The sequence below is a fragment of the Janthinobacterium amylolyticum genome, from assembly GCF_051380655.1.
Lineage (GTDB): Bacteria > Pseudomonadota > Gammaproteobacteria > Burkholderiales > Burkholderiaceae_D > Janthinobacterium.
In genome coordinates this window covers 243,607-255,144 of record NZ_JBNYXL010000010.1, presented here as the reverse complement: position 1 = coordinate 255,144, position 11,538 = coordinate 243,607, and the positions used below count along the sequence as shown (strand labels likewise).

General features: G+C 64.6%; 8 protein-coding genes and 1 pseudogene. All 9 read left to right on the top strand.

From position 1 onward, the window contains the following. Positions 1-117: 117 nt before the first annotated feature. The 9 genes and pseudogenes from pilM to nrfD all read left to right on the top strand — a co-directional run bounded on the left by pilM (position 118) and on the right by nrfD (position 11,530). Positions 118-765: a pilus assembly protein PilM gene (gene pilM / locus ACQ4WR_RS21785; protein ID WP_102292469.1), complete on the top strand. Its 648-nt coding sequence runs from the start codon at positions 118-120 to the stop codon at positions 763-765. Further along, positions 762-1,346, top strand: coding sequence for a PilN domain-containing protein (locus tag ACQ4WR_RS21780; RefSeq protein ID WP_436489891.1), 585 nt, complete (start codon positions 762-764; stop codon positions 1,344-1,346). The genes pilM and ACQ4WR_RS21780 overlap by 4 nt, the downstream gene beginning before the upstream one ends. A gap of 17 nt (positions 1,347-1,363) precedes the next feature. After that, entirely contained in the window at positions 1,364-2,425 is a 1,062-nt protein-coding gene (locus ACQ4WR_RS21775; RefSeq protein WP_436489889.1) for a pilus assembly protein PilP, read from the top strand. A gap of 89 nt (positions 2,426-2,514) precedes the next feature. Beyond that, positions 2,515-3,840: pseudogene (locus ACQ4WR_RS21770) on the top strand (type IV pilus secretin PilQ); the annotation flags it as partial. 112 nt (positions 3,841-3,952) lie between these two features. Continuing rightward, entirely contained in the window at positions 3,953-6,139 is a 2,187-nt protein-coding gene (locus tag ACQ4WR_RS21765; RefSeq protein ID WP_436489887.1) for an Ig-like domain-containing protein, read from the top strand. A 99-nt stretch (positions 6,140-6,238) separates the two neighbouring features. Beyond that, positions 6,239-7,858, top strand: a complete 1,620-nt coding sequence (aroKB, locus tag ACQ4WR_RS21760) for a bifunctional shikimate kinase/3-dehydroquinate synthase AroKB (protein WP_374755242.1) — start codon at positions 6,239-6,241, stop codon at positions 7,856-7,858. 2 nt (positions 7,859-7,860) lie between these two features. Beyond that, positions 7,861-8,997: a deoxyguanosinetriphosphate triphosphohydrolase gene (locus ACQ4WR_RS21755; RefSeq protein WP_436489884.1), complete on the top strand. Its 1,137-nt coding sequence runs from the start codon at positions 7,861-7,863 to the stop codon at positions 8,995-8,997. 706 nt (positions 8,998-9,703) lie between these two features. Next, the gene (gene dsrO, locus ACQ4WR_RS21750; protein ID WP_436489883.1) at positions 9,704-10,414 is read left to right on the top strand and encodes a sulfate reduction electron transfer complex DsrMKJOP subunit DsrO; all 711 of its coding nucleotides are present in this window, start codon (positions 9,704-9,706) and stop codon (positions 10,412-10,414) included. Positions 10,415-10,417: 3 nt separating this feature from the next. After that, on the top strand, positions 10,418-11,530 hold the full coding sequence (gene nrfD, locus ACQ4WR_RS21745) for an NrfD/PsrC family molybdoenzyme membrane anchor subunit (protein WP_102294483.1): 1,113 nt from the start codon (positions 10,418-10,420) through the stop codon (positions 11,528-11,530). The last annotated feature ends 8 nt before the right edge of the window (positions 11,531-11,538 follow it).

Genomic DNA, 11,538 nt, shown 5'->3' with positions numbered 1-11,538 from the left:
CAGGGCCAGATAAGGGCAGGGTGCCGCAAGCGCGGGCGTGAAATCCGTATACAAGGGCCCGGCGCGGGGGCTAGGATTTCGGATGGCCGCAGCCTTTTCCTTGGGCGGCATATCCCCATGAAAAAGATATCCATACCCAACTTTCTTGGCATCGGCCTGCTTGGCCTCGACATGGCGGACGATGCCGTGCGCGTGGTCGAACTGGGACGCCGGCGCGGCACCGTGGCGTGCCGTCATTGCGGCACAGCCGTGCTGCCGCAGGGAATGATGCTTGAGGGAAATGTCGAGGACAAGACCGGCCTGGCGGCGGCCATCCGCCAGGCTTGCCTGAACAGCGGCAGCGGCTGCACCAGGGTGGCGCTGGCCATGCCGGCCACGGCGCTGATCACGCACGCGATCCGCTTGCCGGCGGGCTTGCCTGACGAGCAACTGGAAATCCTGGTGGAACTGGAGGCGGCGCAATACATGCCGTTTGCGCTGGAAGATGCGCGCCTGGATTTTTTCGTGCTCGGGCCTGCCCCCGCCCTGCAGAACCGGCTTGACAAGGAAGCCGGCGAGATCGACGTGCTGCTGGTGGCGGCGCGGCGCGCCAGCGTGCAGTGCCGTCTCGATGTGGTCAAGGCGGCGGGCTTGCAGGCCGTCATCATGGATAGCGAGGCGCTGGCGCGGCAGGCGGCCCTTATGCAGGGTGGCTGGCAAGCCATGCCCGCTGGCCAGGCGTACCAGGTGGCCTGGGGCCTGGCCTTGCACCGCTTCGCCCGATGAAGGCCGCGGCGCAGCTGGCGCGCATCAATCTCTTGCCGCACCGCCATGCGGCGCGGCGCCGGCGCGCACAGGCACTGCTGTGGCTGCTGGCCGGCGGCGCCTTGCTGGGACTGCTGTTGAGCGTGCTGGCGGGCGCCTGGTTGCAGCACCGCCTGGATAAGCACCTGCAGCGCCAGGACACAGCGCGGCGCGCCATGTGGCAGGCGGAAACCGTGCTGGCCACGGGCCAGCAGGTGCGGCGCGACACGGCCGCGCTGCTGCTGCGCCAGCAAGCGATTGCCGGGTTGCAAGCGCAGCGTCCTGCCTGGGTGCACATGCTGGTGCTGCTGGCGCGGTCGATGCCGGCCGGCGTCGCCCTGCACAGCGTGCGCGAGGAAGCGGCGATGGTGCGGCTGCAGGGGCATGCTGTGTCTCAGGAGCAAGTGGCGGCGCTGCTGCTGGCCCTGGAAGAGGCGGCACCGTGGTCGCGGCCGGAACTGCTGGAAGTGCGCGATGCGGCAGGCGGCACGGCAGGCGTCGCGGTGGCGTGGACGGTGCGGCTGGCGTTGGCAAGCGGTGCCGCGCCAGCGCCGCGACCCTGATCCCGAGGAGACAGAACATGCTGAGCTTGAAGACGGCGTCGCAGTGGCCGCTGCGCGTGCGGTTTGCCTGCGCCACCTTGGCCGGGGTGCTGATGGCCGCCCTGCTGTACCTGGCGTGGCTCGATGGGCTGGTTGCCGCCGTGCAGGTGGCGCAGGGGGAAGAGGCCCGCCTGCGCGCCGGCCTGCTCCTGGCGCAAGCGAGGGTGGGGCAGTTACCGCAATGGCGCTTGCAGCAGCGCCAGGCGGGCGCCGAACTTGCCCGCCTGGAGCAGCAGCTGCCCGACCAGCAGGCGATGGCGGCACTATTGAGTGACATCAATGCGGCAGGCCAGGCGCGCGGCGTGCAGTTTTCCCTCTTCAAGCCCGGTGCCGCCCGGCCGCAGGGGCATTACGTCGCCTTGCCGATCGCCATCCAGCTGCGCGGCGGCTATCACGCCATGGGCGCCTTGCTGGCCGACCTGGCGCGCTTGCCGCGCATCGTCACCGTGCATGAGCTGGTTTTGACCGCAGGCAAGGATCGCCTGCTGACCCTGGATGCCGTGCTGCACGCCTACCGCTTGCCCGACGCGCAAGAGCGGGCGGCGCAAGCGGCACTGGCGCCGAAGCCAGCGGCGCCAGCCCCAGTACCGGCGGCGCTGGCCTGGCAGCCGCTCGTCGACGTGGACGTGCCACCCTACGAGGCCGCCGGCTTTGCCGACCCGTTCGGCGCCTTGCCCGTGGCGCAGGCTGGGCAGCAGCAGGGTGGGGCGGCCGCGCCCGACCTGCGCCGTCCCCGCGAAGCGCTGGAAAGCGTGGCCGTGCCTGCCATGCGCATGGTGGGCAGCGTGCGCCAAGACGGGCGCCTGAGCGCGCTGTTGCTGGCCGGCGAGCGCGTGTACCGCGTGGCCGCCGGCCAGTATCTGGGACCGGACCATGGCCGCGTGACGCAGGTCAGCGAGCAGGCGCTCGAGTACCGGGAAGTGCTGCGCGAACCGGGCGGTGGCTGGCGCGAACGGCGCGGCAGCCTGGCGTTGCAAAAATCGGGTGCCGCCGCCAGGGCCAGCGCGCGGCAGGATGCACCAGCGGAGGAGGCGCCATGAAGCTATGGGGATGGCTGTGCCTGGTCTTGCTGCAGGGCTTTGCCATGGCCCAGGACGCGGCGGTAGTGCCGGGGCCGGCACCGCGCCTGTATGCCGGCGAGAAAATTTCCGTGGATTTCCAGAGCGTGACGGTGCGCGCCGCCCTGCACATCCTGGCCGATGTATCGGGCCACAACATCATCGCCAGCGACAGCGTGACGGGCACCCTGACCATGCGCCTGCGCGACATGCCGTGGGACCAGGCGCTCGATGTCGTGCTGCAAGCGAAGGGCCTGGACATGCGGCGCACGGGCAATGTGCTGTGGGTTGCGCCGCGCGAGGAAATCCTCGCGCGCGAAAAGCTGGAGCTCGAAACGCGCGCGCAGATCGCGGAGCTGGAACCGCTGCAGTCGGCCATCTTCCAGCTCAATTACCAGAAGGCCGAAGCGTTCCGCACGGTATTTGGCCTCGATGCGGGCGAGGGGCGCAGCCGGCTGCTGTCGCGGCGTGGCAGCGTGCTGATCGAGCCGCGCACGAACCAGCTGTTCGTCAGCGACGTGCCGGCGCGCCTGGAGCAGATCCGCCTGCTGATCGCCAGGACGGATATCGCCACGCGGCAAGTCATGATCGAGGCGCGCATCGTCGAGGCGAACGACAGTTTCAGCCGCAACCTGGGCGCGCGCCTGGGTTTTACGGACCAGCGCCTGGCGGCGGGCCAGCTGCCCGGTTTTTCCCTCGGTGGCAGCGGGCGCCGCGCGGCCGTCGGCGGCAGCTACCAGGGCGTGGGCGAGGCGACGGGGCAGGCGGTGGCCGGTGCCGGCGCCTTCGTGCCGAACTCGCAATTCGTCAACTTGCCGGCCGCCAGCATCAATGGCTTGCAGCCGGCCAGTTTCGCCCTGAGCCTGTTTTCGGCGGCCGCCAACCGGTTTTTAAACCTGGAACTGTCCGCGCTGGAAGCGGACGGCAAGGGCAAGATCATTTCCAGTCCCCGCGTGGTGACGGCGGACAAGGTACTGGCGCTGATCGAGCAAGGCATCGAATTGCCCTACCAGGTGGCCACCAGCAGCGGCGCCACCTCGATCACTTTTCGCAAGGCCAATCTGCGCCTGGAAGTGACGCCGCAGATCACGCCCGACGGCAACGTGGTGCTGGAAGTGGATGTCAACAAGGATAGCGTGGGCCAGGAAACGCGTTCCGGCTTTGCCATCGACACCAAGCACGTGCGCACGCAGGTGATGGTGGAAGATGGCGGCACGGTGGTGCTGGGCGGTATTTATCAGCAGTCCGAACGGGGTACGGACAGCAAGGTGCCATTGCTGGGCGACATCCCCGTGCTCGGTGTTTTTTTTCGCAGTACGGGCCGCAGTCAAGAAAAAACCGAACTGATGGTGTTCATTACGCCGAAAATAGTGGCAGATCGGCCTGCAACACGTTAATGTCACATCTTTACGTTTAAGTAACAATGCAGACGAAAGCGGACTGATGGCGACTATGCGGAATTTTTCATTTGGCAACACTTGTTGGAGTAGGGTATCGAATTGGCTGGCCTTGCTGGCGCTGGGCGCCTTGCTGGCCGCATGTGGCGGCGGTGGCGGCGATCCCACCCTGGACGGCGGCGGCAGTGGCGGCGCGACGGGCGGGGTGGCCGCAACGGTCGGCGTCAGTTTGCTCAATGCGAATGGACAGCCCAGCAATACCGTCAGCGCCAACGCTCCCTTGACTGTCCGGGCGCAAGTGCTCGACAAAAATGGCGCAGGCGTCGCCAATGCACTGGTGGCATTCGGCGTGGATGCCTCGCTGGCCACGCTGGTGCCCGGTACCGCCCTGACCGATGCCAAGGGCATCGCCAGCGTGACCATGCGCCCTGCCAGTAACGCTGCCAGCGGTGCGGGCAAGGTGACAGCCAGCGTGACCACTGCCACGGCTACCATCAGCGGCGAAGCCAACTACCAGATTTCTTCCACCGTGACTTCGAAAGCGAGCATCGGCGTCGCCTTGCTGACAGCTTCCGGCAGCGCCAGCAACGCCTTGTCGAGTTCCGCCCCCTTGACGGCGGTGGCCACCATCAAGGACCAGGACGGCAAGCCGTTGCCGGATGCTTTGGTGGTGTTCGCAACGGACAATGCGCTGGCGATCATGTCGCCTTCGGCCGGCACGACCCTGAGCGATGCCAAGGGCGAGGCGCGCGTGATCCTGCGCCCTGTCAGCCTGGCAGTGGGCGGCGCGGGTACCTTGACCGCGGCCGTCGTCATGAATGGCACGACCTCGACCAGCGCCATTAATTATGTCGTGGGCGCAACAACCCTGGCATTTGGCAATATCGTCTTTGAATCGCCTGCGCTGGAGGCGTATGGCTCGACTCAGGTTGCGCTGGACGTGCTGTCTGGCAGCGTGAAATATACGGATCAGAGCCTGGCGGTGAATTTCACTTCTTCCTGCGTGACAGCCGGCAAGGCCACCTTTGCCTCCGTGGTGCAAACGGCCAACGGCAGCGCGCGTGCGGTCTACCGCGATCTTGGTTGTGGCGTCAACGATGTGATCTCGGCTACTGCCAGTGGTGTCTCGGGCAGCCGCAGCGCAGTGCTGCAAATTGCGGCGCCACAAGCGGCATCGATCCAGTTCTATTCAGCTTTGCCGGCAGACAAATCCATCGTCATCAAAGGCGAGGGTGGACTCTTGCGCAGCGAAACGGCCAGCTTGAAATTCCGTGTGTTCGATACCTTCAATAATCCCTTGCCGGGCTTGAAGGTGTCGTTCTCGAAGGCGGATCCGAATGCGGAAGTTGACCTCAATCCCCTGTCCGGCACCACCGATGCCAATGGTGAGGTGACCACCAGCGTCAGTTCCCGCTCCACCCCGTTGTCTTTCCGTATCCGCGCCACGCTCGACGGCAAGGGCGTGTCGACCCTGTCGGACTCCATCGTTGTCTCGACGGGAACGCCAGTGCAGAAAGCGTTCTCGCTGGCCATCAGTGACAGCAACGTCGAAGGCTTGAACGTCGATGCCAACGGCAGCGCGATTTCCGCTTCCGTGACGGTTGCCATGGGTGACAAGTTTGGCAATCCTGTGGCCGATGGCACGCCCGTTGCGTTCCAGAGCAACGTGGGCGTGGTGGGCAGCGCAAGCAAGGGCGGCTGCAACTCAGTCAACGGCGCTTGCTCGGTGGACTTCCGCGCCCAGGAGCCACGCGTACCGACACCGAATACGCCGGCCACCGTCTGCAACGGTCCGCTCGGCAGCAGTGACAGCACCCGTCCTGGCGTCGGCACGATCTGTGCCAGCACCAGCGATGGCAGTGCCGTCCCTATCTTTGCCAAAATCAATTTCTTTATCAGCGGTAGCCGTCCGGCCACGGCTTTCCTGAATGGCGGCGGCGCCTCCTTGCGCACGGATGCGGTGACGGACCTGGGCGTCGTGAGCTGGAATGTGCCGGAAGTCTTTACGTTGCAGATCAATGATGTCAACAATAATCCGATGCCAAGCGGAACAATTGTGGAAGTTGCCAATATCGTGCGTGCCACGAATGGCGGTGTTTCGCCAGCGACCGTGCAAAAGACCTTCCCCAGCGCTTCCAGCCTGCCGCCCATGTATCAGGGGACGAGCCATCTCGTCACGATCACCAGTCCGTCGGGTCAGGCGTGTACTGCCGGTGTGGCGACATTCAATGTCAATATCACCACGCCACATTTACTAACTACCAGCTATCCGTTTAAACTGACGTTCACATGCCAATAATGGAGCCACAGGGCGACAGCTGCAAGACCGGGTTGTCGCCTGAGTGAAATGCAAATAGTGTCCGAAATTTCTAACAGTAATATCTTTCTTGTCGGCCTCATGGGCGCAGGCAAAACCACGATCGGGCGCATCCTGGCCCGCAAGCTGGGCTTGCGCTTTGTCGATTCCGACCACGAAATCGAGGCACGCACGGGAGCGACCATCCCGTGGATCTTTGAAATCGAGGGGGAAGCGAGCTTTCGCCGGCGCGAGGCCGAGGTCATCCGCGACCTGAGCGCCCAGCAAGGCATCGTCATGGCCACCGGCGGCGGCGCCATTCTCAATGCCGACAGCCGCGCCTACCTGAAGGAGCGGGGCACGGTGGTGTACCTGCGCGCCAGTGTCAGCAACATCCTCACGCGCACCAGCCATGACAAGAACCGCCCCCTGCTGCAGACGGCCGACCCGCGCAGGAAGCTGGAAGAATTGACGGCGCAGCGCGAACCCCATTACATGGACGTGGCCGACATTGTGATCGACACGGGCCGTCCTAACGTACAATCGATGGTTCAGACTATCCTGATGCAGCTGGCCAGCCTCGAATGCGAGGCCTCGCCCAACTGCGTCATTCATGCAGAGCCTTCGATGAACGAGCAATCCAAAATGTTGTTGAGCGTAGACCTTGACGAACGCAGCTACCCGATCGCCATCGGTCCCGGCCTGCTGGCCGACGCCGATGCGCTGCTGCGCCATATCAGCGGCCACAAGGTGGCCATCGTCACCAATACCACGGTCGCCCCGCTGTACCTGGGCCGCCTGCAGGCGGCGCTGGCCAGCGATGGCCGCGAAGTGATCAGCATCGTCCTGCCGGACGGCGAAGAATATAAAAACTGGGCCAGCCTGATGCAGATCTTCGACGCGCTGCTGGCCAATAAATGCGACCGCAAGACCACCCTGGTGGCGCTGGGCGGCGGCGTGATCGGCGACCTGACCGGCTATGCGGCAGCGAGCTACATGCGCGGCATCGGCTTTGTGCAGGTGCCCACCACGCTGCTGGCGCAGGTCGATTCCTCCGTCGGCGGCAAGACGGGCATCAACCACCCGCTGGGCAAGAACATGATCGGCGCCTTCTATCAGCCGCGCGCCGTGATCGCCGACACCTCGACCCTGGAAACCCTGCCGGCGCGCGAGCTGTCGGCCGGCCTGGCCGAAGTGATCAAGCATGGCGCCATCATCGACGCTGCCTTCTTCGACTGGATCGAGGCGAACATGCCCAAGCTGATGGCGCGCGACAAGGGCGCGCTCGCGTATGCGATCGCCCGCTCGTGCGAAATCAAGGCTGACGTGGTGCGCCAGGACGAGCGCGAAGGCGGCTTGCGTGCCATCCTGAATTTCGGTCACACCTTCGGCCACGCCATCGAGGCCGGCCTTGGCTATGGCCACTGGCTGCACGGCGAAGCCGTCGGCTGCGGCATGGTGATGGCGGCCGACCTGTCTTGCCGCATGGGCTATATCGACCAGGCTGCCGTCGAGCGCGTGCGCGCGCTGGTGGCCGCCGCCGGCCTGCCCGTGAAAGCGCCGGACCTTGGCGTGGCGCGCTGGCTGGAGCTGATGGAAGTGGACAAGAAGAATGAGGGCGGCGCCATCAAGTTCATCCTCTTGAAACCGTTGGGCAGCCCATGCATCACGGCCGCGCCGCACGAACTGGTGCTGGCCACCCTGGCCGCCGGAGTGCAATAGCCATGACGCCCGAAGACTTCCTTGCCCCCTACGCGGCCCACTCGGCACAGGGCCAGGGACGTCGCTTTGATGAAGCGGCACACGCGTCGCGCAGCCAGTTCCAGCGCGACCGCGACCGCATCATCCATTCCTCGGCCTTCCGCCGCCTCGAATACAAGACCCAGGTCTTCCTCAACCACGAGGGAGATTTGTTCCGCACGCGCCTGACGCACAGCCTGGAAGTGGCGCAGGTGGGGCGTTCGATCGCGCGCAACCTGCGTTTGAACGAAGACCTGGTGGAAGCCATCGCGCTGGCGCATGACCTGGGCCATACGCCGTTCGGCCATGTGGGCCAGGACGTGCTCAATGAATGCATGCGCGAGCACGGCGGCTTCGAGCACAACCTGCAAAGCCTGCGCGTGGTCGATACGCTGGAAGAGCACTACGGCGCCTTCGATGGCCTGAACCTGATGTTCGAGACGCGCGAAGGCATCCTGAAACACTGCTCCTTGGCGCACGCGCGCGAACTGGGACCCGTGGCCCAGCGCTTCATCGACCGTACGCAGCCGACGCTGGAAGCGCAGCTGACCAACCTGGCCGACGAAATCGCCTACAACAGCCACGATATCGACGATGGCCTGCGTTCCGGCCTGATCACCATCGCCCAGCTGGAAGAAGTCGAGTTCTTTGGCCGCCTGTGGCGCGACGTTCAGCAGGCGTTTCCCGGCCTGTCGGGCCGGCGCGCCATCTACGAAACCCTGCGCCGCCTGATCACGGCCCTGGCCGACGACCTGATCGTCACCTCGACGCAGCTGCTCGCCGACGCCGCCCCGCGCGATGTCAACGAAGTGCGCGCCAGTGCCCCGCTGATCCGTTTTTCGGACGCCATGCGCAAGGATGCCACGGATCTGAAACGCTTTTTACGCGCGAACCTGTACCGCCACTACCAGGTCAACCGCATGCGCGTAAAGGCCAGCCGCATCGTGCGCGAACTGTATGACAGCTTCATGGCCGAACCGGCCCTGCTGCCGCCCGATTATCAAATCAATGGTGATGACGTGACGAAGCAGGCGCGCAAGATCGCCGACTACATCGCCGGTATGACGGACCGCTACGCGATCCGCGAACACCGCAGGCTGTATTCTCTGGATGAATTGTAGGCCGGATTAGCGCAGCGTAATCCGACATGTCTGCGCAATACCACCACATTCCGTGCCAACAAGATTGTCGGGTTACGCGCCGGCGCGCTAACCCGACCTGCCACTGTAAGTGGTCATGCGCAGTCTGATGTAGGTCGGATTAGCGCAGCGTAATCCGACATGTCTGCGCGATACCACCACAGTCCGTGCCAACAGGGTTGTCGGGTTACGCGCTGGCGTGCTAACCCGACCTACCACTGCAAGTGGTCATGCGCAGTCTGATGTAGGTCGGATTAGCGCAGCGTAATCCGACATGTCTGCGCGATACCACCACACTCCGTGCCAACAAGGTTGTCGGGTTACGCGCTGGCGCGCTAACCCGACCTACCACTGCAAGTGGTCATGCGCAGTCTGATGTAGGCCGGATTAGCGCAGCGTAATCCGACATGTCTGCGCGATACCATCACAGTCCGTGCCAACAGGGTTGTCGGGTTACGCGCTGGCACGCTAACCCGACCTACCACTGCAAATGGTCATGCGCAGTCTGATGCAGGACGTAATGCGACAACATCGTTGGCGCAGCCCCGTTACTCCGCATTGTCCATCCTGTCAATTGGCATGATCATCTAGGTCTCCACCCGATCACCCCAATACCCGCGCGTCACCTTCTTTTCTATCATGGCAGCAAGTCAACAAGGGCTTGCCGCCCATCGTCAAGGAGAGTGTCATGATTGAATCGCGCCGCAGTTTTTTGCGCGCCTTGCCCGCCATTACCGTCGGGGCGGCCATCGCGCCGCTGCCCGGTAAAGCGGCCACCAAAGGCGAGGGCGGCCAGCGCTGGGCGATGGTGGTCGATGTGCAGAAGTGCATCGGCTGCCAGGCGTGCACCGTCTCCTGCATCATGGAAAACGCCGCGCCGGAGAACAGCTTCCGCACCGTCGTCTCCACCTATGAAGTCAAGGAAGAGAACCGCTGCGGCACCTACATGCTGCCGCGCCTGTGCAACCACTGCGCCAATCCCCCCTGCATTCCCGTCTGTCCCGTTGGTGCGACCTTCCAGCGCAAGGATGGCGTCGTCGTCGTCGATGGCGACCGCTGCGTGGGCTGCGCCTACTGCGTGCAGGCCTGTCCCTACGACGCGCGCTTCATCAACCACGAGACGGGCAAGGCCGACAAATGCACGTTCTGCGCGCACCGCGTCGACGAAGGCTTGCTGCCGGCCTGCGTGGAAACCTGCGTGGGCGGTGCGCGCATCTTCGGCGACCTGAATGATCCGGAAAGCATGGTGCACCAGCTGCTCAGCGAGAACAAGGTGAAGGTGCTCAAACCCGAGCAGGGAACCCAGCCCCACGTGTTTTACCTGGGACTGGACACGCGTTTCGCCGGCCATGTCGAGGGCGAAGCGACTCTTTGGCAACCGAGCAAACACGGGAAATAAACCATGGACAGCCACATCACCGAAATTCTCAACGTCACGCGCGAAGCGGCATGGCTGCCGTGGGCGGTGCAGTATTTTTTCCTCATCGGCCTCAGTTACGGCAGCTTCATGCTGACCCTGCCGTACTTCGTTTTCGGCCGCAAGGCGTATGAACGACTGGGGCGCATCGCGCTGCTGGCGTCCCTCGTCTGCGGCATGACAGCGCCCGTGGCGCTGCTGGCCGACCTGCACGGGCCGGGCCGCTTCTACCATTTCTACATTTATTTCCAGCCGCAGTCGTGGATGTCGTGGGGCTCGTTCTTCATTCCCCTCTACCTCGGTTGCCTGATGCTGTACGCGTGGCTGGCGCTGCGCGTGGACTTCGCCACGCGGGGGCAGGGCAAGGACCGCCTGGCCTTCGCCTACCGCCTGCTGGGACGCGGTGGCGCCGCCTCGCGCAAGGCCATCGTCAGTGCTGCCGCCTTCACCTTGCTGGCCGCCTTTGTCGTGGGCCTGTACACGGGCATGGAAGTGATGGTGGTGCGCGCCCGTCCCCTGTGGTTTACGCCCTTCCTGCCGGCGCAATTTGCTGCCACCGCATTCGTGGGAGCGGTGGGCCTGGCGCTGCTGTTCAACCGCTTCCTGCCGGGCCGCGAGCAGGCGCTGGAAGTGTCGCTGAACCGCGCGCTGGCCCTGTCGCTGGCGCTGGTGCTGGCCCTGGGCGGCGGCTGGCTGTTCGTCAGTCTCTCTGGCGTGAGCGCCAGCCACAGCATGGCGTTCACGCAGGTGGCCGGCATGCCGCAATGGCAGCTCACGGCTGTGTGGGCCGTGCTGTCGTCCATCGTGCCGATGGCGCTGGCCATCTGGCGCCCGGCCACCAGTGGCCTGGTCAACGGCCTGATCGCGCTGCACAGCGCCTGGATGATGCGCTGGACGATTTTTATCGGTGGCCAGACGATCCCGAAGACAGGTGCCGGCCTGTATGACTACCACCTGCCGATGGGGAACGATGGTTTGCTGGGGATCATCGGCACGGCCGGCCTGTGGCTCGCGCTGTTGTTGCTGATGCTGGAATTTTTGCCATGGGCCGGACGCGCTATTGCGATGCGCAGCCGTCCCGCCATGGCCACGCACTAAGGAGAGAA

Excerpts from the sequence above, each read along its gene's own strand:
- nrfD (WP_102294483.1), top strand. The coding sequence starts at position 10,418 with ATGGACAGCCACATCACCGAAATTCTCAACGTCACGCGCGAAGCGGCA.
- ACQ4WR_RS21775 (WP_436489889.1), top strand. The coding sequence starts at position 1,364 with ATGCTGAGCTTGAAGACGGCGTCGCAGTGGCCGCTGCGCGTGCGGTTT.
- pilM (WP_102292469.1), top strand. The coding sequence starts at position 118 with ATGAAAAAGATATCCATACCCAACTTTCTTGGCATCGGCCTGCTTGGC.
- ACQ4WR_RS21755 (WP_436489884.1), top strand. The coding sequence starts at position 7,861 with ATGACGCCCGAAGACTTCCTTGCCCCCTACGCGGCCCACTCGGCACAG.
- aroKB (WP_374755242.1), top strand. The coding sequence starts at position 6,239 with ATGGGCGCAGGCAAAACCACGATCGGGCGCATCCTGGCCCGCAAGCTG.
- ACQ4WR_RS21780 (WP_436489891.1), top strand. The coding sequence starts at position 762 with ATGAAGGCCGCGGCGCAGCTGGCGCGCATCAATCTCTTGCCGCACCGC.
- dsrO (WP_436489883.1), top strand. The coding sequence starts at position 9,704 with ATGATTGAATCGCGCCGCAGTTTTTTGCGCGCCTTGCCCGCCATTACC.